The sequence below is a fragment of the Catalinimonas alkaloidigena genome, from assembly GCF_029504655.1.
GTDB lineage: Bacteria > Bacteroidota > Bacteroidia > Cytophagales > Cyclobacteriaceae > Catalinimonas > Catalinimonas alkaloidigena.
The window spans coordinates 68,367-93,920 of sequence record NZ_JAQFIL010000001.1 but is presented as its reverse complement, the minus strand read 5'-3'; the positions used below and the strand labels follow the sequence as shown (position 1 = coordinate 93,920).

Genomic DNA, 25,554 nt, shown 5'->3' with positions numbered 1-25,554 from the left:
ATGGCTCAATGTTTATAAGCTACGTATTAATTCGTGGTGAGATGATGCATCCACTTTTCCTGAGGGGTATAACTCCTCAGCCTGCTGATATTTTTTGAGAGCGTCTTCGGTAACTACATCAAATACCCCATCCACGGGAAGGTCATAGCCTTTTTGCTGCAGTATTCTTTGTAACTCCCATACCGCTTCTCCTTTGTCACCACGTTCCAGCCCCTGCAGAAGCCCGGATTGCTGCAACAAAAACCCTCTGGGAGATATACCTTGCTTTTCTATTTCCGCAATCTGCTGATTATCAAACCCCTTGTCTTTCAATCCTTTTGAGTAGATCAGCACATCCTCCAGATGAGCAGTTGTCGTGAGTAGCTGTTGATAATACTCAACAGCTTGGCGGGATTGCTCGTCTTCCTGATCAGGAAATTGCACGTCAATCTCGTAAGTTCGCCAGCTGCTCCTGGCAAAAGTTCCGATCTCAAAAGCATTTTTATAGTACTGCTGCAAAACCGACTGATCGTGATAATGAACATCAATACTATCATTGATGACATAGTCATATGTACTAGGAGGGTGAAAACGCTCATAATTGCTATACTGAAAATAAACAAGTATTGGTAGAGCGATGATGATGACTAAAAAGGCTAAGCGTTTCATTTTATTGCACACTAATAATTATTAATTCACCGAGCTTTTCGTGGAAAGCACCCCGCGTTTACCCGCATTTATCGAGTAATGCCCCTCTCACATATATTTTTTATCAAATTTGAATCATCAACTAACAAATACAAACGAAAGTAAGCTTTTTCATTAAATTATATAATTTTTAATTAGTTATGAAAAATTTTCTACTGAGTGTACCTGATGACCTACCTCAATATCATGGTGTATTACTGGCGTGTTATGGACTCAGTATTTTTACAGTGTTTTTCGTTTTTTATATGAAATTTATTACCTGGCCTTGGATTATGCTCTGGATTGTAGCTGGCTTACTTCTGATCTGGATTTCCATCAGCCATTTCAGGTCGGAAAAATTTCACAATACATTTTTTCCTTTTTTCTTGAGTAAAAAAGGGGCCAAAAAGGAAAAGGTAGGGACCCATCACATAGACCGCCAGTATGAGGAGCTTCAGCAGTACAGTAGTAAATTAGAAAAAAAGATAGAAGAACGTACCAAACACCTTGTTGACCTTTATCAGGAGCTTTCGCTTGCCAATCAGGATATTGAAATTTTCCTTTATAAAGCTTATCATAATTTTCTTGGGCCTATCGCAACGATAAGAGGAATTTGTAACATTGCGCTGCTGGAAAAGAAGCAACAGGATGATTACTTCAGCAAAATAAGTAGTGTGTCGGATAATATGCAAACCATGCTGGAGAAGCTGCTGGAGATATCCCATATCCATGACTGGAAGCTTAATTTTGAGTCTATCCACCTTAATGCTCTCTTTGAAGAGTTAAAAGAGAAGTCCAAAGCCACTTTAGTAAGCTCTCTTCACCTTAATTTATTGTTTCCGGAGAAGACCTATCTTCATGCAGACGCATACCTGCTTACCACCGCCATTTATAAGATTTTACAGGGAAACACCAGATTCTGGTCACAAAACCGCTTTTCTCAGCGTGATATCCAAGTCAAACTTAAGCAGGATGAGAGCTATGACATCATTTGTATCCAGGAAGAGCATTTGGCTATTCCCCCTGAAACCTTAAAAAACCTCTTTACTATGTTTTACCGCAGCTCTGCCATGCCTGAAGATCATGGTTTAGAATTCTATACCGCCCGCTACGCATTACGGAGAATGGGGGGTGATATCTCTATAACCTCCAGTGCCGAATACGTTACTTTTTGCCTTCATCTACCAAAATTCAGTACCAAAAGGTACAATGATCTTCTTGCTATCCTTGAGAATGAGCATTGACTTTTTGCGGTTTAAAACAGCTTTACTTTGTCTAACTCATCACGTGTAACTTTATAAAACTCCCGGTGAATATTAAAAGCAGGAGTTTTGCCTCTTTCCTTGATCACATATTCGCCACTTTCCTGCATAATATAGGTGTTTACATTATCCCTAAGATTATAAGCCAGAATATTAATGGCCTGCTTTTTAACGATTGGATCTACAAACAGGAACAGAGATTCCAAGCGTCTGTCAAAGCTTCGTACCATCACATCGGCACTACCCCCATACACCTTAGGGTCATTGTTGTTGTGGAAATAGTAAATACGCGAATGCTCAAGATAGTCTCCTACGATAGAGCGTACACTGATATTTTCACTCAGGCCGGAACGTCCGGGGCGCAGACAGCAGATACCCCTCACTATCAGTTTGATAGTCACGCCCGCCTGTGATGCCTTGTACAGTTCTTCGATAGTTTCCCGGTCTTCCAGCGAATTTATTTTGATTACCACACCACTGGGCAGGCCATTTTTAGCATTTTCAGCTTCCGCTCTGATCAGTTCTATCAACTGCTGCCGCATATCTTTGGGGGCGGTAAGCAGGTACTGGTAGTTAGAAGGCAGGGAGTGTCCGGTGATTACATTGAAGAATTCTGATACATCATGAGCGTAAACTTCATTGGTACTTAGTAAGCCCAGGTCTGTATACAGTTTGGCTGTTTTCTCATTATAGTTGCCACTGGACATATGAACGTAGCGCGTAATGCTCTTTCCGTCTCTTCTTACGATCAGCAGAAGCTTGGTATGGGTTTTAAAATTACTGATTCCATAGATAACAAAGCAGCCTGCTTTATGTAATTTCTGCGCTTCGCGCATATTATTCTCTTCGTCAAAACGAGCTTTCACCTCAAACAGAACCGAAACATGTTTCCCACTTTCTGCTGCCTTGAGCAATGCAGTAGTGATGCGGGAGTCCTTGGCAAGCCGGTAAATAGTCAACTTGATTGCCAGCACATTAGAATCTTCAGCCGACTGCTCAATAAGGTCTAAAAGTGGTTCAATATCGTTATATGGATGGTGCAGGAGAATATCTCTATCCTTTAACACCTCAAAAATATCTTCGGTACCAGTTTCAGGATAAGTCAGTGGCGGCACGGGCAAATGCTGCTTGGGCAGCTTATTCTTAAATTCGCTATTACCAATTACTTCAAAGAGCACTGTGTAATCAATCAGCCCGCCTTTAGGCACCTCAAATATATTATCTTTATCTATATTCCAGCGGTTAACCAGCAGCCTCATCATCCAGTGGCTATACCCTTCTTCTACCTCTACCCTTACTACCCTTCCTGTTTTCCTGGTTTTCAGTTTTCGCCTTACTTCTTCAATAAAGTTGGCTTCAATATCGTCACTCTCATCCAGGGTAAAATCGCCATTACGCGTAATACGAAACAGACTGACGGATACCATCTCTATGTTTCTGAAAAGCAGGTCTATATGCTCACGGATCGCCTCTTCAATGGGGACAAATAATAATTCATCCCCCCTGTCAATTTCATAAAAGCGAGGCAGGTTCTGCGGAATCTGTACGAAGGAAAGCTTCTTCTGATCTTTCTTTTCCTGCGGATTGCGTGTCACTACTCCAAAGATAAGTATCTTATTCATCAGCGTAGGGAAGGCATGATAGCTGTCATACACCATCGGCGTGAGCATAGGATAAATCGTCCGGTTGAAATAATCGGAAATCTTTTTTTGCTCATTTGCTTCCAGCGCTTTGATATTTTTGACAATCCGGAAATGCTGTTTCTTAAATTCCGGCACCAGTTTTTCCAGATAGTAATTATTCTGCTCCTTGAAAAATTGGTGCGCTTCTTTCAGTAGCTTTTTACGGAAAGGTCTTTCCCGGAGGCCTGAGTAGTCTATTCTCTCTTTTCCGTAGTCCAGGTAATTGTATAAGCTACCCAGCCTGATCATAAAAAACTCATCAAGGTTAGAGGAGGTGATGGCCATGAACTTAAGCTTCTCGAAAATATTACGGTTGGATTTTTTGGCCTGTTCCAGCACTCGGTAGTTAAACTGCATCCAACTCAGATCACGGCTTATGTAATTACTTGTGGCTATTGAAGATTGTACTCTGTCTTTGACTAACATCCAGTGTATAAAGGTTATAAGGCTTTGCTTAATAAATCTCAACTTAATTATTCTAATGATGAAATACGAAAAAATGTTCTACTCATTCATCCAGTTTTACTACTAAAATGTGCCTCACAATGTACAGACTGAAACGCATAAAAAAACCGCCCCAGCATTTTGTTAGCAATGTTACTAAAAAAAGCAAAACGCTTTTTCTAGGTTAGTAGAACTAATTTTCAGGACGGTTTTTTGCAAAAAATATTTATGCTAAAAAAGACGAAAGTAGGCTGGGTTAGATATCTACATTCGCGTATTTAGCGTTTTTCTCAATAAATTCCCGACGAGGGGCTACATCATCACCCATCAGCATAGAGAAGAGGTGATCTGCCTCGGCAGCAGAATCAATAGTCACCTGCTTAAGGCTACGAGATTCAGGGTTCATGGTAGTCTCCCAGAGCTGTTCGGGGTTCATTTCTCCCAAACCTTTGTAGCGTTGTACGCCTACATTCTCTATTTTCCCATCGCCAGCCAGTTCTTTCACTATTCTTTCCCGCTCTTCTTCTGTCCAGCAGTAATGCTCTTCCTTCCCTTTCTTGATCAGATAAAGTGGTGGCAGTGCGATATATACGTAGCCGCTCTCGATCAGTTCTCTCATGTAACGGAAGAAAAAAGTAAGAATCAGTGTACGAATATGGCTACCATCCACATCGGCATCGGTCATGATCACAATCTTGTGGTAGCGCAGCTTTTCAGTATTCAGTGCCTTATCATCATCTTCAGTACCAAAGCTTACCCCTAAGGCAGTGAGGATATTTTTGATCTCCTCATTATCATAAATTTTGTGCTCCTGGGCTTTCTCCACATTAAGGATCTTACCTCTCAGCGGCAGAATTGCCTGAAACTTACGGTCACGACCTTGCTTGGCACTTCCTCCGGCCGAGTCACCCTCCACCAGGTAAAGTTCACAGTAGCTGGGGTCAGTGTCTGAGCAGTCGGCAAGCTTACCAGGCAGGCCTGTACCGGTGAGCACGTTTTTACGCTGTACCATCTCACGAGCCTTGCGTGCCGCATGGCGGGCCTGAGCAGCCAAAATCACTTTGTTGATGATCGCTCTGGCTTCTTTGGGATGTTCTTCCAGGAAAGTGTACAGGGCTTCTCCCAGACAGGTTTCTACTGCGCCCATTACGTCAGAATTACCCAATTTGGTTTTGGTCTGCCCTTCAAACTGAGGCTCGGCTACTTTTACCGAGATGACAGCTGTCAAACCTTCACGGAAGTCATCTCCACTGATATCAATTTTTACTTTGTCCAGCAAGCCGGAACGGTCGGCATAAGATTTAAGCGTGCGGGTAAGTGCTCTGCGAAAACCAGAGACGTGGGTACCTCCTTCAATGGTGTTAATGTTATTTACATAAGAAACCACGTTCTCGGTAAAAGAAGTGTTATAGGTCAAAGCTACCTGTACCGGCACCTCCCCTTTTTCACTATCAATGTAGATAGGCTCAGGAATCAGTTTTTCACGATTGTTATCCAGGTAGCTGACAAATTCTACCAATCCCCCCTCAAAATGAAACTCTTCGCTTGCGGGCTTTCCATCTTCGTCCAGGTCACGCAGGTCTGTCAAACCGATACGGATTCCGGCATTCAGAAAAGCCAGTTCGCGTAGGCGTGAAGCAATGGTCTCGTACTTATATTCTCTGACCTGAAAAATTTCAGAATCAGGCTTAAAGCGAACTATAGTACCATTTTTATCAGTAGCACCTATCTCCCGGACTGGGTAAAGAGGCACTCCTCTTGAATACTCTTGCTCAAAGATTTTACCATTACGGTGTACAGTGGCATTCAGATTCTCAGAGAGAGCGTTTACACAGGAAACCCCTACACCATGCAATCCTCCGGAAACCTTATAGGTATTTTTGTCAAATTTACCTCCGGCATGGAGTACGGTCATTACCACTTCCAGTGCAGAACGATTCTCTTTGGTGTGGATATCGGTAGGAATACCTCTACCGTTATCTGTTACGGAAATAGAATTATCTTCATGTATAGTGACATCTATTCTATCACAGTAGCCGGCAAGGGCCTCATCAATGGAGTTATCCACCACCTCATACACCATATGGTGTAGTCCTTTGACATTAACATCTCCAATGTACATCGCAGGCCTTTTCCTAACAGCCTCCAGGCCTTCCAGCACCTGAATATTGTTGGCGGAATATTCGCCTTCCCTCGTTTTTGCTAGTGAGTCAGTTTTGATATTAGAATCCTTCAGTTCGTCCATATGTTTGTAAGTCCTTAATGTGCAAAAATACAATTTTTTAACGGATTTCGCATGCTTTTTTATGCATTAGCCCAGGGCAATAACATAAAAATTTTGCCAATCGTGTATTACCCATAACTTACTGTTTATCAACAGAAAAGAAAATTTAATAAATTCCGCTCTGTAGCATCACCAGTGTACATCCGCTAACCACTTCTATTCCTTCCGCTTTGGCTTTTTCCATAAATTCAAGGTTTTCCGTGCCGGGGTTAAAGATAATACGCTTTGGCGAGAGACTAAGCCAATAGTCCATCCACTCATCATGATGCTGAGGGCCGATATACAAGCTTAGCGTATCCACTTCAGAGATAGGGGGTTTTTCTTTAAGATTCATAATTTCTTCTCCGGCCACGCTACCCCGTTTGATGCTTAGGGGAATAAACTCATGTCCAAACCGGCTCAGCATGTGTGCTGCCTGATAGGCATAGCGAGAGGGGTTAGGGCTGGCGCCTACTACTACGGTTTTCTTACTATCTGTCATAAAAATTTTTCTTCAGATGAATGATAAAAAATAAGACTACAATCTAATCCGCAAAAAAATCAGAATACATAACCTATGGTAGCCCCCAGGTATATGGGAAATAAGACTTTGGCCTGACTTACTTCTTCCAGCATTTCGTCAAATTTCCCGTTGTTATGATAGTCTTTGTGAAAAAAACGGTATCCTATTCCTAAACCTGCTGAGAGGTCAAAAGTCAGGCTATGGGAGCGTCTCTCTTTATTGAGTCTGGTATTGATTACTTCTGCGTCTTTCATGAGCCTTGTACCCACAATAAGCGCATACGTTGCTTTTTGTTCTTTTGCTATCAGTTCAACATCAGGTTCGGGGGCACTGGTATCTTCTATAGTAGCCATGTGGTAGAGGAAGTCAAAACCCAACCTGTGGCCAAAATATAAGATACCAGAACGTGTATCAGGATGGTAAAACTTCTGCTTAATGGCCACAAAGCCTCCCCTTTGATAAACTGAACCGGCATCCATGTTCTTGCCAGAATAAAAGAAGGGGTTTCTTTCTATACCTATCTCTACTTCATAGCCCAGCCGTTCCTGCATATAATATTCAATGCTGAGAGGCAAACGTTGCAGCACCAGGCCCAGGGGGTTAATGCCGACGATTACTGCTCTTAGCTCATTAACTCTTGGCTTAAAATAGCGGGGTTTCTTCTTGCGGTACAAGTAATCAGGGTTAAGCGCAAAGCCTTCTTTTTCCTGTTTTTCATTTTTAGCTTCCACACTGCGCAAAGCCCGGAATGCCTGCTTATTATCTTCGTAAATACTCTCGTAATAGCCAGCCAGCTCTCCGCTGGGTTTGTAGAGTTCCCAGACGCCAGTACGTTCCCCCTGCTCTACTGTTCCTTTCATTTTAAGGCTTCCATCACGATAATAGCCGGTGTAAGCTCCTTTGCCTTTCACAAAAATACATTCTCCTTCTATACTCCCGTCCTCATAGTAATATTCCCACTTGCCCTGATTAAGTCCGTTTACTATGTAGCCCTTTACTTTGGGGCTGCCATCTTCATAAAATTCACGATAAGTCCCTTCTCCTTCGTTAAAAATGGCTTCTCCCTTAAAATCTCCATCGCTATGGTATAGTTTCCAGTAGCCTTCTTTCGCTCCATCTTTCTCCGCTCCTTCAGCACTGATGTTTCCATTTTCGTAATAATACGTCCATTTTCCTACGGTAGAGCCATCCAGAAAATCTCCTACCGATGAGAGTTTGCCATTGTCATGATAAAACTTCCAGGGGCCATTCCGACTTCCTGCTTTATATCTGCCTTCGGAGCGAATAGTACCATTTTCATAGTAAGATACCCACAGGCCTACATTCTCTCCTTTTACCTTGGTGCCTTCCAGTTTAATATCGCCGCTCGCGTAATACTCTGTGTAGTGTAAGGTGTCTCCCTTGTATACTTCTTCCGACTTTAATGGCCCTTCTTCATAGTAGTAGCGCCACTTTCCTGCCTTCTCATTATCTTCAAAGATGCCGGAACTTTTGATATTACCATTTTCATAAAAAAACTCCCAAGGCCCCTGCCGTATACTATCATACACTGCGCCTTTCATTTGAGGATTGCCATTTTCATAAAAGTATTCCCAGAAGCCATAATTAATATTGTCTTCCAGATTCCCCCGCATTTTGGGATGTCCGTTTTCGTAAAAGTACTCCCAAAATCCACTGGCTACGTTTTCCTCATAATTTCCTTGAATACGCACAGCGCCATCGGTAAAAAAAGCTGTATATGGCCCATCTAAAATGCTTAAGTCAGAGGGCTTTACAGAGAAGCGTTCTTTAGGTACAGTTTTCTCACTATCATAATACAGCGTGATTTCCTGCTGTGCTATGAGGCTTTGAACCGCCAATAGGCTGGTAAGCATACTGAGAAATACTGTTTTGAGCACCGGTATTTTATGAAAAAGTATACAAAAAATAAACGTCTAAAATGGTTAAAAAATTGACTATCAGGAAGTAAAAAATAGTTTTAATACTACATCTAATGCATTCTGTCGGCTCTTACTTCCATACGACTGATAATATCCGCTTCTATCTTTAGCAACTCTTCCCAACGGGCTTTCACCACATCTTCAGGCATATACTCCTTCGCCAGTTTGATAAAGGTAACATAATGTCCAGCTTCGGAAGCCATAAGTTCGTAATAAAACTGCTTAAGCTCTTCTTCCTGTAGATTCTTCCAGAGGATTTTAAAGCGCTCACAACTGCGTGCCTCTATTAAGGCATTGATTAGCAGTTTGTCCATCAGCTGACGTTCTATGCGTCCCCCTTTTCGTTCCTGCTTGCCTAATTCCACTACATAAGCATCGGTACGTTTCTTTCCCAGTGTATAGCCTCGCTTTCTAAGCTGATATACTACTCTGCTGAAATGTTCCCATTCTTCGGCCACAATTGGCGTCAATACTTCTACCAGCTTGTCTCTTTCAGGAAACTGAATGATCAATGAAATACAGGAAGAAGCTGCCTTCTGCTCACAATAAGCATGGTCTGTGAGTATTTCTTCCAGATTTTCGTCTACCAGTGTCACCCAGCGCGGATCAGTGGGCAACTGTAATTTGAGAATCGTCTGTTTTGGTTCTATCATGCTTCTCTCCGGCTTTGTTTACACAGGCAAGATACAAGGATACGTTTATTGTAAACAAGCCTTCATACTTAAAAGTGCACTAATCGAAGAACTGCCACTTGATACCCAGATCCAGTACACGGGGTTGCCCTACATAGTAAGGCGTGGCAAAGTAGCCGTTCTCTAACATGCCCTGATTGACATAGGGCATTTTAACATATACAATTGCAGTACGCACCTTCAGGTTCAGGAAGGCATCAAAAACCACGTACCCTATCTCATTGGGAAGTGGTGTGTCAAAATTATCCAATAGCTGTTCCTCAGTACCATACAACTGCTGCTGGATAAAAAACTGCTGCGTTCCCACATCATAATCATAGGCCAGATATGAGGGTAGTGCCTGAAAGTCAACGCCTACCTGCAAGGTGATTTTGTCATCTATCAGTTTACTCTGATAATAAAGGCTACCATTGGTATAAAGTGAGGGTATGGCAAAGGCTTCAGTAGCCCTGCCGGTCGTAAGCGTGTAAATTACTTCTCCCTGAAAATGCATCTTTTTCAGAAAGTCAAAAGAGAACTCCAGTCCGGGAGAAAGGATTTGAGCAGCGCCATCTGCCTGTACTGGAACCGCCTGCTTGCTTTGTAAAAGTAATGTATCAGCTCGTATAGGGGTGTCACGTTGGTAGTAGATGGGCCTGTTTACATTGGTAAGGGTCACAAAAGGGCGCAGATAGATGTAAGGGAACTGATACTCAATGGAACCAGTAATCTGGTCCATACCTATTGGCTCAAAATCATTTTCCCAGGCATTATGGTTGCCCAGATAGCGCAAAGCAAGATAGGCAGGCAGATTCCTTGAGCGCGTATAGCTACCTTTCAGGATTGGACTATTAAACGCGGCTTCTATGCGGTAGTTTTGCGTAGATTGATAATCAGCACCACCACGCAGAAATGTATTCTCTCCCAACTCCAGACGAAGGTCAAAGCCACCGTAGAGTTCCAGGTTAGAAGTATCTTCCGCAAAAAGATAGTCCATCTCCGGGCGACGCAGTCGGTAATGCACACTATAGAACAACGGTCCCAGGTCTCCCTTGAGTCCCACCTCCGTGTCCAGCTCGTCATAATTAACCCTGTCAGCAGTTCCAGTCGTATCTACCAGAATTCTTCTGAAATATCCATCCGGGTCAATGGTGCCGGAAGGAGGTTCATAAAAGAAAAAAGTATTCTGATGACGACGATCAAACTCATGATAGAGTTGCAAGCGATCGTTCAGCTTGTACTCATGGTACACGTGATAATTAAGCCTGAATTCCCGGTTTACGAAGCTATTTAGGTATATATCAGAATTGTTGTACCGAAAGAAATCCTCAAAAAGGTCATCATCAAAAGCATCGCCTACTATGCCCCCGGTCTCATTTACTCTGTGGTTCAGCCTGCCGTAGTGCGCCATAAGATGATAGCGTTCATTTTTGGAACGAAAAAAAGTGGAGAACTCCAGAAAATAGGATTCTGATCGTCGGTCACCCCGGCTACTTCTCGCGCTTTGCTTGTCAGCGGTTATTGTCCTTACTGCCGCTCCTACACTCCAGTTGGGCGTTACATTTCTGGCAAAGTCCACATCTACTACGCTCCGGTTATTGCCCCCGAAGGTGAGATATAACTGAGAATAAGGAGAGCGGGTATCGTAATACCTAACACTCTTAGGCTCATTGACATATATGTCGTAGGCATTTAGTCCTGAGGTAGCTCCGCTTACTTCAGGAATCTGAGGAAATATTGAGCGGTTGGCCGTACCCAGTGTACCCAGATATTGTCGTTTGCTACCTACAGCCTCTACCCGGTCATAACGATGAGCAAACTCAATCAAAGTATCCAGCGTATCATACTTTACCCTGTTATACTTAAAGGCATCCTCGTAAATGTAGCTGGTGGTAGCAGGACCATATTGCACCGAATCCTCCTTGTTCTGGCGGTTGCTGGTAGCTGTATCCCCGGGAATCACCACTCTCTGAGCATATGCAAAGTCAGAGAGCAATAGCATAACGACTAAAAAAAGTAGGAGGTTAGCAAACTTATTGTTCAAAACAGTATGGTTATTCTTTTTCTACTGATCGTAATTTATGGCTGATATATTGCTGAAAATTGCTTTCACTCTCTAAAAATGAAAGTTGTATTGGCAGGTAATAAAGCGGGATAGCTTCCCATAGCTGGCTTTGTACAGGTTCCAATAATTTTACCATGTCCTTTTCAGTGGTAAGCGCAGACTTCGCACCACTTGTTTTCATTATGCGCTGTACTTTTTGTACATCCGACTCACTATAACGGTGATGATCTCCCCATCTTATATCTTCACATACATTAAATTGTTGTCGGGCATAGTGAGCAAAAAGGTCAGCATTGGCAATACCTGAGAATAACAGCAAAGGCTCCTCCAATTTTTCTTCTGTTTTAAATACTGTTTTCGGCTCCTGATAGCTGATGGTTGAAAACAAAACCAGCACATCTTTAGCCGCATAAGCGTGTACCCTCTTTGTCATCTTTTGCCGCTCTTCTTCTCCTATATTTTCCGGACATTTAGTGACTACCACGATATCTGCCCGCCGCGCCCCTTTTCTGCTCTCTCTCAGCAGGCCCAAAGGTAATATACGATCCTGATAAAATGGACGCTGATAGGTAGTCAACAATATCTGCACATCCGCTTTCACCTTGCGGTGCTGAAAAGCATCGTCCAATAGTATGAGCTTTACCTCCGGATGGTGATGCAGAATCTCAGGGATCGCCAGCGCCCGCTCTTCACCTACTGCTACCACCACTTTTCTACCTGACTTGCTTGTCCCGGCGAATTTGCGATAAAACTGAAAAGGTTCATCTCCCAGGGTTTCAGCAGTATCATTTTCTCCAGCCAAACGTACTCCACTAGTCTTACGACGGTATCCCCTGCTCAGTATGGCTAAATCATATTCTTTGCTCAACATCCTTACCAGATATTCAATCATGGGCGACTTGCCGGTGCCACCTACACTCAGATTGCCCACGCTGATGATCAGCGGTTCAAAGCTCAGTGAAGGCGTATAGCCAATGTTGAACAGGTGATTACGTAAAGCGGTTATTCCCCAGTAAATTCCTGCTAAAGGGGACAGTACCCAGCGAAGGGGACGTAACAAGGAGCTCAAACCGCTGTTGTTTCTTTGCGACAAATTCTATATATCTTTTGCAAAAATTATTGCGAAATAACGTAAAACCTATTTCCTATCAAACACTTACGAAGCTATGAGCAAGATTAAAGAAGTAATCGCCCACCTGGAAAGCATAGCACCGCGGGCGTATCAGGAAAGTTATGATAATGCCGGATTGATTACAGGCAACAGAAACGATACAATAGAGGGAGTCATGATCAGCCTGGATGCTACCGAAGCTATTGTAGATGAAGCCATAGATAAAGGCTGCAACCTGATCATAGCACACCACCCCATCGTATTTAGAGGCCTTAAGAGTCTTACCGGACGCAATTATGTAGAGCGGACTGTGATCAAAGCCATCAAAAATGATATTGCGATTTATGCTATCCATACCAATCTGGATAATGTGAGTCAGGGTGTGAATAAAAAAATATGTGAGAAAATTGGACTGCAACAAACTCAGACCCTGCTGCCTAAAAAACAATTACTGAATAAGCTTACTGTATTTGTGCCTACAGAAGACAGCGAAAGCCTGCTGAATGCTTTAAGTGAAGCAGGAGCCGGGCATATTGGGAACTATACCAATTGTAGCTTTCAGGTGGAGGGCACCGGTACTTTTCAACCTAATGAGCAGGCAAACCCTGCTATTGGAGAGCGGGGAAAGCTGGAAAAGGTAAAAGAACAACGTATAGAGGTAATATTTCCTGCACCACTGACTAGCCAGGTGCTTTCTGCCATGCGCCGGGCGCATCCTTATGAAGAAGTAGCCTACTATCTGCATGCGCTGGAAAACGAAAACCAGGAGGTGGGCTCAGGGATGATAGGTAAGTTGCCCGAAGCCATGCCAGCAGAGGATTATTTAGATCACCTAAAACAAAGTATGCGGCTTCAGTGTATCCGGTATACGCAGGCGCCCGCCCGTAAAATTGAGCGGGTAGCGGTATGTGGTGGTGCGGGTAGTTTTCTGCTTCCCCAGGCTATCCACATGCAAGCGGATGCTTTTGTGACCGCTGATTTTAAATATCATGAGTTTTTTGATGCCGAAGATCACCTCATGATTGCCGATATTGGCCATTATGAAAGCGAAGTTTACACAAAAGAGCTGATAATGGAATTATTGTCGCGGAAATTTGTTAATTTCGCAGTTCATTTGGCCAAGACCAATACAAACCCAATATTTTACTACAAGTAATATGGAAAGTTCAACAGCGCAACCCAAGACGGTAGCAGACAAGCTAGACATCCTTCTTAAATTACAAAACATAGACCTGGAACTGGACGATATCAAGAAGATCCGTGGTGCCTTGCCAGAAGAGGTCAGTGATCTGGAAGATGAGCTTGCCGGTTATCAGACACGCCTTGACAAGTTTGAGAATGATGTAGAGAATATGGAGCAGGAGATAGAGTCTAACCGGGCTGCTATCAAAAAAGCGGAAGAGCTCATCAGAAAATATGAAGAGCAGCAGATGAACGTCCGTAATAACCGTGAGTACGACGCCATCACTAAAGAAATAGAGCTTCAAAACCTGGAAATCCAGATTTCTGAAAAACGCATCAAAGAAGGCTACGCCAAAATTGAGGCTAAGAAAGAAGAGATCAATACTACTAAGGAGTTGATTGATCATCGTACCAAAGACCTTGAAACCAAACGTCAGGAACTGGAAAAGATCATCGCCGAAAGCCAGGAAGATGAGGATAAGCTTGCCAAAGAGAGAGAGTCAGTTGTGAACGAAATTCTTAATATTGACGAAAAGCTTTATCATTATTACGAAAAGCTAAGAAATAGTCTCTCCAATGGCCTGGCTGTGGTGAAAGTAAAAAGAGGAGCCGCAGAAGGTTGTAACATTATTATCCCTCCTCAACGTTTGGTAGAAATTAAAGAAAAAAGACGTATCATCTTTGACGAATACTCTGGCCGTATCCTTGCTGATGTTGAGGAAGTAGAGGAAGAAGAAGAGCCTAAAGGAAGAAGAGGCAGAAAAAAATAAGCCTTCATAAAATTTCCAAACTTTATTATAGGGTTGCAGCAATAGGTTGCAACCCTTTTTTTGTCCGTTAATGAACATATTTGCTCGCTTTTGAACAATATCACTTGCCTGAAGCCTTATTTTCTTACCTGCATGCCTCTTTATCGGGGTGGCATATATATTGGTATGGAGCTCATATACATGCTAACTTGATCTACCAATACTCTACTGGCCATACCCATGTTAATCCATCAGCCAACCATTGCTTTAGGGCTTTTATCCCTTTACCGCCGATTAGGCGCATATACAGCTTCCTACAGTAAATTTAAACCTAATCCATACTACACTTCTCAGGACAGGCAGGATAATACTTTTCTGATCCGGCTCAAAGAAGAAGATGAAGAGAAGTTCATGGAGCATATTTTCCGTAGCTTTTATGCCCCCCTCTGCAAAACGGTCTATAACATCACCCACGATACCGAGGCGACAGAAGATATTGTGCAGGATGTGTTTATGAAAGTATGGCGCAGAAAAGATCAGTTGGATTTAAGTCAGTCTGTCAAATCTTACCTTTTCCGTTCCTCTGTCAATACCGCACTGAACTATCTGGAGAAAAATCGCAGAAATACCAGCATGGGTGAAAGTGACGTTAACAACCTACGCTACAGTAACAACAATACTGAAGATGAGCTCCGCTATCAGGAAGTAAGCCTGCACATAGACCATGCAGTACAAGCATTACCTCCCAGGTGCCGCACTGTGTTTGCCTTGAGTCGTTACGAGGAAATGAGCTATGCCGAAATTGCGGATCAGCTAAGCATATCGGTCAAGGCAGTAGAAAAACATATGGGCAAAGCGCTTAAGATGATGCGAATGCATTTACAAAACTTTATTAATCATTCTACATAATTTTTTTCAAACCGGGGTAGGGTAAATGTAAGCTCACCTGTATTAATGATAGTTGGATAGATTTATGGGACAAGCTCAAGAAGATATCTGGTCACTTATTGGAAAATATCTCAGCGACGAACTTTCTGAAAAGGAAAAACAAAAGCTTCAATCCTGGAAAGAGAGCAAAGCTGAGAATCAGACTACTTTTGACCAGGTGCTACACATGTGGGAACAAACACCTCGCCCTGCTGACGACTATCATCCGGAGGTAGACAAAGGCTGGCAGCGGTTTAAGTTCCGGGCAGAAAGTGAGCAAGAGTATTACCAGAAAGAGCATGCAGAAAATAAACCTTTAGCCAAAGTAGTCCACTGGGGTTATCAGCGTATTGCAGCTATTGCTGCTTCTGTCGTTCTGCTCTTGTCTGCCGGAACCTGGTGGTGGTACAGCACAGGTACTCCCGAAATGCTTACGCTAAGTACCGGTGAAAATGAACGGACCACACTCCTGCTCCCGGATAGCAGCCAGGTATGGCTTAACGAAAACAGTCAGCTACAGTACGCTGAAGAGTTTAATGTTGAGCATCGCTTAGTTCATTTGAGCGGCGAAGCATTCTTTGAAATCAAAGAAGCAGAAGGGAGAAGGTTTACCATCTTCAGTGAAGGCGCCAAAACTGAAGTGATCGGTACTTCTTTTAACCTCAGGGCTTATCCTGACACACCAGTAAAGGTACAGGTGGTGAGCGGAAAGGTAGCTTTCTCGCCTGCTGATGATGACAATGCGGTATTCCTTGAACCGGGCTATGAAGCTACGCTGGGTAGTGAAAAGAAGGCTATTGAAAAGAAAGAGCCTATAGAAAACCCGAACTTCAGAGCATGGCAAAATCAGCATATACAGTTTCAGAATACCAGCCTTCAGGAGGTAATTGATGTACTGGAAGATGTGTACCATACAGATATACAATTGAATAATCCCGATCTGGCCAACTGCCGATATACGGCAACTTTTGAAGGAGAGCAGCTGCAAGATGTACTGCACGTGCTGTCTGTCACCGGAAACTTGTCATTTGAGCGACAAGGCTCAACATACATGATCTCCGGCCAGGGTTGCCAATAAGTGAAACTTTTAACTTACGAAGACATGAAACTGGCTACGATTATTCATATGGCCTGGCTTTGCCTGGCCATTTACCCTCTGCATCAGGACTCTATCCTTAACCAAAAGGTTAGCCTCAGCTATCGGGATGCTCCCATTACAGAAATAATACAAAATATACAGCGGGAATATGAGGTTCGCTTCTCTTACTTGAATAATGAAATACCGGAAGATATAAAGGTCACGATCAACTTGGAAAATCAACCTCTTTACCTGGCTCTGGACAAAATTTTTGAAGAGACCATGATCTCTTATCAGGTAGTCAGTGGACAGGTGATTCTGAAGAAAAACCTGCAGAAGGTCAAGAAAGAGAGTACGCCTGAGGAGGAAAAACAGGAGACTAAAGTAAGCTCTCAGGGAAGTGTACATAACAGGGCTACTCCTCCTGCGCCCGGCTATACTGCTGAAAACGAAGAAGCCGACAGTTTAGCAGAAGCAAATGACAACACCGCTTCTGTGTCTATCAGCAAACAACCGCAGGTAATAAGCACTATTCCTACTGAAAAGGTTAAGCCAAATCAGAAAGAAGCGCATGAAATTCCTGAAAAATCATTAGAAAATTCTGCAAACACACAAAATAATAGGCCTGATATTCCGACTAATAAGAAAAGAGAGAAAACAAATCTGGGCAGGAGATTTGAAAGAGTAGGCATAGGGCTCAGAAAGCTTTTCCAGAAAATGCCCGGCGAAGATGAAAACGATTATGAAAGAAAGAGCTTTCAGTTCGGCCTGATCTACCCACTAAGTACCAACGGAACACAGGCAGGGAAGTACGTAAATGAATTTTCTCTCAACTTGCTGGTAGGTTATGCTGCCGGGCTGGATGGAGTTGAGTTTTCCGGCTTTGGCAATATTGAAAATGACTTTGTAAGAGGGGCACAGTTTGCCGGCTTTTTCAATGTGGTGAAAAATGATGTGGATGGTGCGCAGTTTGCAGGTTTTGCCAACGTAAATGGAGGAAATATGAAAGGCGGGCAGTTTGCAGGTTTCATCAATACGGCAGCAGGAGAGGTGGAAGGTATACAGGCTTCCGGCTTTATGAATATGAGTACCGGCTACACCAAGGGCGCTCAACTGTCCGGGTTTATGAACGTTGTGACCGATAATGCACAGGCATTACAGGCTGCCGGTTTTGGTAACTTTACTTCGGGTGATATGAGCGGCGGGCAGCTTAGTGGCTTTATCAATTACAGCCATGACGCCAATGTTCAGTTGGCGGGCTTTATGAATGTCGCTTCGGGAGATGTAGAAGGGTTTCAAGGTTCGGGCTTTATTAATTTGGCCCGAAATGTAAAAGGAGCTCAGTTAGGTGTTTTTAATGTGGCTGATAGTGTGGATGGTATCCCTATCGGCTTTTTAAGCATAGTCAGAAAGAATGGATATCGCCGCCTGGAAGTATGGGGAAGTGAAACATTGCATGCTAATGTTGGCTTCAAAATAGGCGTAGAAAAATTTTATAACATCTTCGCTTTCGGCTCACAGTTTGCTGCTGAAAGCCTCAGATGGGGCTTTGGTTACGGTGTAGGCACTCAGCTCAACCTGTCTTCACGTGATCATCTCAATATAGATCTGATGAGCTTTCAGGTGGAGGAAGATGGAGACCGTGTCTTTGAAAATACAGAACTGAATCTGCTCAACACACTGAGAATTGCTTATAACCATCAGTTCTCTGAACATTTTGGGATTTTTGTGGCACCCACTTTCAACGTAATGGTATCGCAAAGAAGGAATGACATTGACGGAAGCATAGGTACAGACCTGGCTCCGTGGACTGTTTTTGACAGAACTTATAGTGGTACTAACCTACAGATGTGGCCTGGCTTTCACCTAGGACTAAGATTTTAGATCATTAACCCAACTTAACCTTTTTGTTATGAAGAGATTCACAACAGTACGTAATTACCTACTTATGGTCAATATGAGTTATGCTCGGGGCTGGGAGGAATCCATTCGCCTGTTTGATGAAGTAGAAAGAGAGTTTCGGAAAAAGAAAAAGTCATCAATGCAAATACATTAGATCTCTTTGCACACCTTTATTATTGGCTAGTCAGAAGCATCAATCCTGTCAGATATGATTCGGATTTAAGCTTCTGACTTTTTTTATTCCTCGGGTGATTTTTCCAAACCAGCAGCAGGCTTGTACAGTTAGCTTAGCATGGATTCATTTGCAAACAAAGTTGTCATCGTCACCGGCGCCGGACAAGGTATAGGAAAAGCCATTGTCCAGGCATTCTCACATCACGAGGCGCATGCCATCATAGCTGAAAAAGACGAAGAAGCCGGGCTTGAAACACAACAATGGCTAAATGACAAAGGAAGCAAAGCTACCTTTATTCCCTGTGACGTTTCCCGGGAAGATGCTATCAAATCACTTATCCAAAAAGTAGCTGAACAGGAAGGCAGGATAGATTTTCTGGTCAATAATGCAGGTGTTTCACGCTTTAAGCCCATAAGTGAGCTTAGTGTTGAGGAGTTTGACGAAGTGCTCTCCATCAACCTTAGAAGTGCCTTTATTTTTAGCAAGTATGCGGCTCCCTATCTCAAAAAAACAGGCAAAAGCGCGATTGTCAACATTGCTTCTACCCGTGCGCTGATGTCTGAGCCTGACTCCGAAGCTTATGCTGCCAGCAAAGGTGGAATTTTAGCACTCACCCATGCCCTTGCCAACAGTCTCTCTCCTCAGGTAAGAGTCAATGCGATCAGCCCCGGCTGGATTGAAGTAAGAGACTGGAAGAAAGCTTCAGAAAGAGAAGAAGTCATACATCGTGAAATTGACAAAACACAGCATCTGGTCGGCAGGGTAGGAACTCCCGAAGATATTGGCAGAGCCGCAGTTTTTTTATGTTCCGGCGAATCTACCTTTATGACCGGGCAAAATATGATTATTGATGGAGGCATGACAGTAAAGATGATCTACGAGACGTAAATTTTATAACTTTTACGCCATTTGCCTGTTCATTTTTTGTAAGATTATTTTTTTTAAACTTTAATTTTTATGACTAACTATATAATTATATCTCATTTCAATGAAGAGCAGGATCAGGCGTCTTTTGAGAAAAAGATAAAAGAAAGCTTTCCTCGTTATCACGAAGAAAATACTGAGGAAATCAGGTACCTGGCGTTATCATCCCGTAATCAGGCTGGCGTTGAGGATAAAATAAAAGAAATACTTAATGAGTATGGCATAAGCGATGATGAATACGTAGCCTTATACTATAGTCGCCCTGAAAATCCCGATGAAATTCAACGATCCATGATACTGGGGCATGATCATCTTATTGAAAATGATATTCAGCAGGTTAAACCTGAAGATCATGTAGATACGCTCAGCCGTTTGTTGAACCATGAGTTTTTTGACAAAAGTTAAATCATCTCCTGTGGAATAATTACACAATGAGGCTCACCCTATGGGTGGGCTTTTTTATATATTATTATCAGCTTACCTTACAGCAGTACCATAGATTAGTAAAAATTTACCATCAATTGCTCTTATTATCTTTCTGGAGACCTTGATATTCATCTATCTTAACCATAGACACGATTTCCGGACATTAAAATAGTGCTATACCCGTACTTCATTGCCTCAGACAAATACAAATAATTTAACTTTACCCTATTTTTCTTTAATTTATTATAGGTTTTTTCATCTATTATCCTCTTTTATTACAATAGCGTTGCTTAGAAAATGCCTCCTACGCATTACTTTTTCTTGGGGAGGTACAAAAATTGAATCTCATGCCATGAAATCATGGCAAGGTGTCAATGGAAAAAAATCTTACAGAAAAATAGATATACAATGAGCAAGGAATACAAAACCACAGAGTTTAGTTTACATCTATCCAGATCCAAGATGCGCAAATACTTAATGAATGCGCTTTCAGCAAGTGAGCAAGAGGAAGTAGAATTACACCTTAAGCACTGCTCACACTGCTCTGGTATTATCGTAGAATATGTTGAAAATGAGGAGCAGGAACATTACAAAGCTTATATGAGTAAGCTGAAAGGTAAGCTCACCAGTGATGTAAAACCGCGCAAACGTGGATTTACCCAAGGTCGTATCAAGCTGATCAGAGCCGCTGCCGCGGTAGGTGCGTTATTTATTTTTTCTTTTTTTGCTGTAAATACCATGGTTGAAAATGACTTTAACCTGATTTCAAAAGCTGATAAAACAGGCAATGAACTCCCAAAACTAGGCGCAAGCGCAAAGAAAACTCAAAAACCAAAACCAAAAGCAAATACTTCTACCACCATAAAGAAAAAGACCGATGAGGTAAAAAGTGAAGAAAAGCCAGAGGAAAAAGAAGCACCAAAAGTTGCGGTGAAAAAGAGCCAAAGCAAATCAGCTACTTCTTCTCAGCCTAAACCTGCCTCAGTAAAGACCAAAGTAGAAAAAGAAAAAAAGCCAGCAAAAGCTGCTGAGAAAGTAGAAAAAACACCTGTTCCAGAAAACACACTTGCTGAGGCTTCAGAGATTAGCAAGGGGGAAAGCGCTCAGAAAGAAGAGAAGGCAGCCGAAAAATCTTCAGAGGCTGAAGATGATGCGAAAGGACAGACAGAGGCAGTTAAAAGTGTTCAGCCTTTGCAAAAAATTGAAAAGATTGACGCCGCTACTGATAACAGTGTGACTCCTGAAGCTCAAAATATCCAGAACATACCCAACAATAGTGTAGGACAGCTAAGGCAACAATAAACAATAATTTTTACTAAACTTAAGATACGAAAAAGGGGGCGTGGCCCCCTTTCTTGTTTTTTTATTATATTGTCACTATGCTTTAACCTCCATAGTGCATATTTGTGTCCCACTCTACCAAAGGGACAGATTCAGCATCACGGGTATCACCTGCTACTACCTCTCCTACAAAAATACTATGATCACCGATAGTTACATCTTCGCGCAGCTCACACTCAAAATAAGCGGGGACTTCATCAAGTATGGGAGCACCTGTCTTGCCTGAAGAGAAAGAGAACCCATTAATTTTATTTCCTTCTACTGAGCTATCTTTTGCAAAAGATGATAGCATATCTTTATGATCCTTTCCTATAATGTTTACTGCAAAAACTCGGCTCTTCTCTATCGTTTCGTGTAAGTCAGACTGTTTTTTAACCGCTAAGGTAACCAATGGCGGATCAAATGACCCCTGGCTAACCCAGCTTACTGTAGCAGCAGCGATATAGTCTTTTTCACGTGTACTCATCTCATCACTATTTTTCCTGGAAGTGACGATATAAAACCCGTAGGTGATTTTCTTCAGGGCCTGAGAAACTTCGTTATGCTTGCTCACTTCTTCAACTCTACTCATATCTTCTGTTATTTATAGTTCAAAAAATTGATTACTACTGAGATAACTGTGAGAAGATAGACTTGTTTTTAGAAGCCTGTCTGAAGTCCCGCGAATAACCATGAAACCAGCTCCCAGGTCCCCCAGAGAATCAACCCGATAATGCCCAGAAGGACCAGGCCTATCATAATCAACACTCCTGTTCCTTTTCCCTGATACTTCCCCTCCTGATAGTGCCGCTTCATGATGCGTATGTTGCGTTCATTAGCTTTATAAGCAAAGTCAAAGATATTTCCCAGGATAGGAATACTCCCTATGATTGCGTCTAACAATACATTGCCAACCATCAGGATCATTGCTTTGCGGCTGGCCCCATGCCGGTACATGTAAAAGATTAAACTTCCGGAAATCAGTAAGCTGGTAGCGTCTCCTATTCCGGGGATCAGTCCTAAAATAGGGTCTAAGCCGAAACGAAAATTAGTTCCTGGCAACTTGAAACGGCTATCCATCAGATTAGTAAGGCTATCCACCCAGCTCAAATCTGGTGCTTCACGCGTATGGGTGCCTGTATAACTGCCTCTTGTTTGTCGCATAGCTGAAAAAATATAGGTTTTGGTTAATAGCGATATGAAAATAATGTATTTCTCTTACTTAATTGACGGTATATCTCAAACACCTTCAAAATCAGTAAGTATTCTATGGTTAACCATTAAAATACAAAGAAGTTGTAAGTACCATCATTTTTCAGCTATAAGTACTTTCTCAGAGAAATATATCTCCTACTTCTTTCCAGTTATTAGCCCTGAGAAAACGGGTTTCATCTACATTATGAGGTGAAGTAAAAATAATAGGCTCACTAGAAAATGTAAGCAGATTTTTAGGATGGTCATCAATCAGGTAATCGGCCTGAATGATGCTTTTATCACCACAAAACAGCAAAGTTTTTCCAGCGTAAGAAGGGGTACTCCTGCAACCAGTTGTATTTATGCCATAATGAATCCGGAAATTCCATAGCGGCAGAGACAATAAAGATCTCATAGCGCTTATGCATCGCCCTGATCACTTCCTCACTTTCGGGCATTACTTCCAAATCTTTAAAAAAATCTGCCTCAAATAAATATTCTCGTACTACCTGCGAATGCTCTGCTTTGATGGCCTGCTCTAAAAATTTCCCGTGCAATTGATCAGGCTTTACTTTTCGTACTCTTCTTCGTAAAGCCGTACAAGTTTGCCCAGGGCATCAGCAACGAAGGAGATATTGAGGTACTGGCAGAAGGTTGGCTGCTTCATAAAAAGCCTGCACGGCAGGAGGTGAAGCAGCGCATTTTCTGTATACCCCGGTAGGAGCAGGAGCCTCTATGTTCAATTATTTCCTTTATAATCAACCTTAGGATACTGAAGGCATGTTATACCTATGGCAAGAAAAAACATGCCGAAAAAACAATCCTTCCCGGTCAGGGCATTATAGGTCAGGCTTTTCTGGAAAGGCAGCATGTGTATCTTACCGATATCCCTCAAAACTATGTCAATATTACTTCTGGTCTAGGGGAAGCAACTCCCACGGCGCTTCTCGTGATTCCTTTAATGGTAAATGATACCGTTCAGGGTATACTCGAATTGGCTTCCTTCCAAAAAATAGCTGCTTTTGAAATTGACTTTCTGGAAAAACTGGGTGAAATCATCGCGGCACATATCAACAGCCAAAGGGTGGTAGAGCAAACCCAGCAATTACTCCAGCAGACGCAGGAACATTCAGAAGAAATGCGGCAAAATATGGAAGAACTTGCTGCTACGCAGGAGCATTCACAACGGCAGGTGGAAGAGAATAAGAAACTGTATGAAAAACTGCATGTCAGAGAGCGTGTCTTTGGCTTAACCACAATTTTATCAGAGGCTGATCTTTACGGCACCATTACTTTTGCCAATGAGAAGCTATGTGAAGTCTCTAAATATTCCCGTGAGGAATTGATCGGACAAAGCCACAATATTTTTCGCCATCCTGAGATGCCCAAAGCCTTATTTAAAATATTCTGGCAGACTATTAAACAGGGCAAAGTATTTAAAGGAGTCATTAAAAACAGGACAAAAGATGGAACCCACAACTGGGTAGATGCTACTAATGTGCCCATTAAAAACGAAAAGGGAGAGGTCTGTAATTACATGGGTGCCCGTTATCATATCACCGATGATTTAATGGCAGAGCATCTTTATGCTAATCAACTCAAAACTTTTGGAATTGAATCAGCCGCAGATGTTTAAGCTAAAGGTATGTACAATTATCACTTTAGGCTTTTACATCACTTGAAAAGTCTTGGCATCGAGGCTGAAGCAGAAAACTTTATTTTCATTTAAAGAGGAACCAAAGTATCATAGAAGCCATTGATCAGCAATGGTCAAATGATGTATAAGCGGCCACCACAAAATATCCAGAACATACCATTCAGCATCATATGATGAGCCTTCCATGCCGCTGCTCGCTCACCTTCATTCCTCGAAAACAAGTCTGGCCTCATTTCCCATCAATGGACTTCCAATTCATACCGTCTAGTGCTATATTAACTAATAATGACCAGAGTCGTTTTGAATTATCAGATACAGCCTGGCATAAATAAATTCTACTGTTTACACATGACAAAGAATCATAAAACCCATTACATATATTATTTTAGCGATGTCAACCCACATTTGAAATATTATGAGCATTGACCTCAATACCCTTCGTTACCCTATAGGATCATTCGTGAAACCCAGTAGTATTTCCTCTTCGCATAGAGAAGAGTGGATAAAAGCAATCGCTCAATTTCCTGATAAACTTGCCTTTGAAACTTCTGCACTTACTGATAATGAACTCTCCTGGCCTTACCGGCCCGAGGGCTGGACTATCCAGCAAGTCGTACATCACTGTGCCGATAGCCATATGAACTGCCTCATGCGCTTCAAACTGGCTTTGACAGAAGATCAGCCTAGCATTCGTCCCTATGAAGAAGCGCTATGGGCCAAACTCACAGACACCACCGAGAGCCCTATCGCATGGTCTCTCCAGTTACTTGATGGATTGCACAAGAAGTGGGTGTTTTTATTGGAGCGCATGAGTGATGAAGACTTTGAACGTCCATTTGTACACCCAGAGCATGGCAAAGTGTTCACTTTAAATGAAGCCCTGGGAATGTACGCCTGGCATTCCAATCACCATCTCGCTCACGTACGACAAGCAAAAAAGTATAAAGGTGAATTTTAATTAGTGAGTAGTTCACAATCAACAAAACATCCATGATCAAGATTGAACACATTGCTCTCTGGACAAAAGACCTGGAGCGCTCCAGAGATTTTTATATCAAATACTTTGGGGCAAAAAGTAATGATAAATATTTTAACCCTAAAAAAGGATTAGAGACCTATTTCCTGGAGTTTGATGCCGGAGCCAGACTGGAAATTATGAAGAGGCCGGAAGTGCAGGAGGCAGAACATCAAACTTTTCTTATTGGCTTTACTCACTTGGCGTTTTCGTTGGGGAGTAAAGCAAAAGTTGACGAGCTTACTGCAAGGCTGGTAAAAGATGGATACAAGAAAATGGATGGCCCACGTACTACCGGCGATGGGTATTACGAAAGCCAGATGCTGGACCCGGACGGCAATCCGATAGAGCTCACAGTTTAGGGATTTGCTGTTGAAC

Annotated in this window: 25 protein-coding genes; 13 read left to right on the top strand and 12 right to left on the bottom strand. The window is 42.5% G+C overall.

The features are described from left to right. Nucleotides 1-12: 12 nt before the first annotated feature. The gene (locus tag OKW21_RS00405) at nucleotides 13-648 is read right to left on the bottom strand and encodes a peptidoglycan-binding domain-containing protein (protein ID WP_277476356.1); all 636 of its coding nucleotides are present in this window, start codon (nucleotides 646-648) and stop codon (nucleotides 13-15) included. A gap of 179 nt (nucleotides 649-827) precedes the next feature. Here OKW21_RS00405 and OKW21_RS00400 point away from each other — a divergent pair, with 179 nt between their 5' ends. Next, on the top strand, nucleotides 828-1,910 hold the full coding sequence (locus OKW21_RS00400; RefSeq protein WP_277476355.1) for a sensor histidine kinase: 1,083 nt from the start codon (nucleotides 828-830) through the stop codon (nucleotides 1,908-1,910). 11 nt (nucleotides 1,911-1,921) lie between these two features. On the opposite strand, the gene ppk1 is transcribed toward OKW21_RS00400, so the two are convergent. From ppk1 to lpxK, 7 genes are all read right to left on the bottom strand, one after another. Next, on the bottom strand, nucleotides 1,922-4,036 hold the full coding sequence (ppk1, locus tag OKW21_RS00395; RefSeq protein WP_277476354.1) for a polyphosphate kinase 1: 2,115 nt from the start codon (nucleotides 4,034-4,036) through the stop codon (nucleotides 1,922-1,924). 274 nt (nucleotides 4,037-4,310) lie between these two features. After that, nucleotides 4,311-6,299 carry a DNA topoisomerase (ATP-hydrolyzing) subunit B gene (gene gyrB / locus OKW21_RS00390; protein WP_277476353.1) on the bottom strand — a complete coding sequence of 663 codons (1,989 nt, stop codon included), beginning with the start codon at nucleotides 6,297-6,299 and terminating at the stop codon, nucleotides 4,311-4,313. Between the two features lie 145 nt (nucleotides 6,300-6,444). Continuing rightward, nucleotides 6,445-6,819: a CoA-binding protein gene (locus OKW21_RS00385; protein ID WP_277476352.1), complete on the bottom strand. Its 375-nt coding sequence runs from the start codon at nucleotides 6,817-6,819 to the stop codon at nucleotides 6,445-6,447. Nucleotides 6,820-6,878: 59 nt separating this feature from the next. After that, nucleotides 6,879-8,714 carry a toxin-antitoxin system YwqK family antitoxin gene (locus OKW21_RS00380; RefSeq protein WP_277476350.1) on the bottom strand — a complete coding sequence of 612 codons (1,836 nt, stop codon included), beginning with the start codon at nucleotides 8,712-8,714 and terminating at the stop codon, nucleotides 6,879-6,881. Between the two features lie 116 nt (nucleotides 8,715-8,830). Next, a complete protein-coding gene (locus tag OKW21_RS00375) occupies nucleotides 8,831-9,433 on the bottom strand; it encodes a MiaE family protein (RefSeq protein ID WP_277476349.1) in 603 nt (200 codons plus the stop codon). 79 nt (nucleotides 9,434-9,512) lie between these two features. After that, nucleotides 9,513-11,495, bottom strand: coding sequence for a putative porin (locus OKW21_RS00370; RefSeq protein WP_277476348.1), 1,983 nt, complete (start codon nucleotides 11,493-11,495; stop codon nucleotides 9,513-9,515). Between the two features lie 10 nt (nucleotides 11,496-11,505). After that, complete coding sequence (lpxK, locus tag OKW21_RS00365) at nucleotides 11,506-12,585, bottom strand: tetraacyldisaccharide 4'-kinase (protein WP_277476347.1); 1,080 nt, start codon at nucleotides 12,583-12,585, stop codon at nucleotides 11,506-11,508. A 97-nt stretch (nucleotides 12,586-12,682) separates the two neighbouring features. Here lpxK and OKW21_RS00360 point away from each other — a divergent pair, with 97 nt between their 5' ends. The 9 genes from OKW21_RS00360 (at nucleotide 12,683) to OKW21_RS00320 (ending at nucleotide 21,292) form a co-directional block, all read left to right on the top strand. Then, nucleotides 12,683-13,783 carry a Nif3-like dinuclear metal center hexameric protein gene (locus OKW21_RS00360; protein WP_277476346.1) on the top strand — a complete coding sequence of 367 codons (1,101 nt, stop codon included), beginning with the start codon at nucleotides 12,683-12,685 and terminating at the stop codon, nucleotides 13,781-13,783. Nucleotide 13,784: 1 nt separating this feature from the next. Next, on the top strand, nucleotides 13,785-14,579 hold the full coding sequence (locus OKW21_RS00355) for a zinc ribbon domain-containing protein (protein ID WP_277476345.1): 795 nt from the start codon (nucleotides 13,785-13,787) through the stop codon (nucleotides 14,577-14,579). Between the two features lie 219 nt (nucleotides 14,580-14,798). Then, complete coding sequence (locus OKW21_RS00350; RefSeq protein ID WP_277476344.1) at nucleotides 14,799-15,467, top strand: RNA polymerase sigma factor; 669 nt, start codon at nucleotides 14,799-14,801, stop codon at nucleotides 15,465-15,467. Nucleotides 15,468-15,531: 64 nt separating this feature from the next. Continuing rightward, entirely contained in the window at nucleotides 15,532-16,563 is a 1,032-nt protein-coding gene (locus tag OKW21_RS00345) for a FecR family protein (protein WP_277476342.1), read from the top strand. A gap of 24 nt (nucleotides 16,564-16,587) precedes the next feature. Further along, nucleotides 16,588-18,447, top strand: a complete 1,860-nt coding sequence (locus OKW21_RS00340) for a DUF4974 domain-containing protein (RefSeq protein WP_277476341.1) — start codon at nucleotides 16,588-16,590, stop codon at nucleotides 18,445-18,447. Nucleotides 18,448-18,475: 28 nt separating this feature from the next. Next, nucleotides 18,476-18,619: a hypothetical protein gene (locus tag OKW21_RS00335; protein WP_277476340.1), complete on the top strand. Its 144-nt coding sequence runs from the start codon at nucleotides 18,476-18,478 to the stop codon at nucleotides 18,617-18,619. A gap of 138 nt (nucleotides 18,620-18,757) precedes the next feature. Then, on the top strand, nucleotides 18,758-19,528 hold the full coding sequence (locus OKW21_RS00330; protein WP_277476338.1) for an SDR family NAD(P)-dependent oxidoreductase: 771 nt from the start codon (nucleotides 18,758-18,760) through the stop codon (nucleotides 19,526-19,528). 69 nt (nucleotides 19,529-19,597) lie between these two features. Continuing rightward, entirely contained in the window at nucleotides 19,598-19,969 is a 372-nt protein-coding gene (locus OKW21_RS00325) for a hypothetical protein (protein ID WP_277476337.1), read from the top strand. A gap of 483 nt (nucleotides 19,970-20,452) precedes the next feature. Continuing rightward, on the top strand, nucleotides 20,453-21,292 hold the full coding sequence (locus OKW21_RS00320) for a zf-HC2 domain-containing protein (protein WP_277476336.1): 840 nt from the start codon (nucleotides 20,453-20,455) through the stop codon (nucleotides 21,290-21,292). Between the two features lie 82 nt (nucleotides 21,293-21,374). On the opposite strand, the gene OKW21_RS00315 is transcribed toward OKW21_RS00320, so the two are convergent. The 4 genes from OKW21_RS00315 to OKW21_RS00300 all read right to left on the bottom strand — a co-directional run bounded on the left by OKW21_RS00315 (nucleotide 21,375) and on the right by OKW21_RS00300 (nucleotide 23,061). Then, the gene (locus OKW21_RS00315; RefSeq protein WP_277476335.1) at nucleotides 21,375-21,902 is read right to left on the bottom strand and encodes a flavin reductase family protein; all 528 of its coding nucleotides are present in this window, start codon (nucleotides 21,900-21,902) and stop codon (nucleotides 21,375-21,377) included. A 68-nt stretch (nucleotides 21,903-21,970) separates the two neighbouring features. Then, a complete protein-coding gene (locus OKW21_RS00310) occupies nucleotides 21,971-22,474 on the bottom strand; it encodes a DUF4112 domain-containing protein (RefSeq protein WP_277476334.1) in 504 nt (167 codons plus the stop codon). Between the two features lie 169 nt (nucleotides 22,475-22,643). Further along, the gene (locus OKW21_RS00305) at nucleotides 22,644-22,820 is read right to left on the bottom strand and encodes a 5' nucleotidase, NT5C type (RefSeq protein WP_277476333.1); all 177 of its coding nucleotides are present in this window, start codon (nucleotides 22,818-22,820) and stop codon (nucleotides 22,644-22,646) included. Beyond that, entirely contained in the window at nucleotides 22,804-23,061 is a 258-nt protein-coding gene (locus OKW21_RS00300; RefSeq protein WP_277476332.1) for a 5' nucleotidase, NT5C type, read from the bottom strand. The genes OKW21_RS00305 and OKW21_RS00300 overlap by 17 nt, the downstream gene beginning before the upstream one ends. 185 nt (nucleotides 23,062-23,246) lie before the next feature. On the opposite strand from OKW21_RS00300, the gene OKW21_RS00295 reads away from it, so the two are divergent. The 3 genes from OKW21_RS00295 to OKW21_RS00285 all read left to right on the top strand — a co-directional run bounded on the left by OKW21_RS00295 (nucleotide 23,247) and on the right by OKW21_RS00285 (nucleotide 25,538). Then, nucleotides 23,247-24,140: a PAS domain-containing protein gene (locus OKW21_RS00295; protein ID WP_338130110.1), complete on the top strand. Its 894-nt coding sequence runs from the start codon at nucleotides 23,247-23,249 to the stop codon at nucleotides 24,138-24,140. A gap of 436 nt (nucleotides 24,141-24,576) precedes the next feature. Next, complete coding sequence (locus OKW21_RS00290) at nucleotides 24,577-25,119, top strand: YfiT family bacillithiol transferase (RefSeq protein WP_277476331.1); 543 nt, start codon at nucleotides 24,577-24,579, stop codon at nucleotides 25,117-25,119. Between the two features lie 32 nt (nucleotides 25,120-25,151). Further along, a complete protein-coding gene (locus tag OKW21_RS00285; RefSeq protein WP_338130020.1) occupies nucleotides 25,152-25,538 on the top strand; it encodes a VOC family protein in 387 nt (128 codons plus the stop codon). The last annotated feature ends 16 nt before the right edge of the window (nucleotides 25,539-25,554 follow it).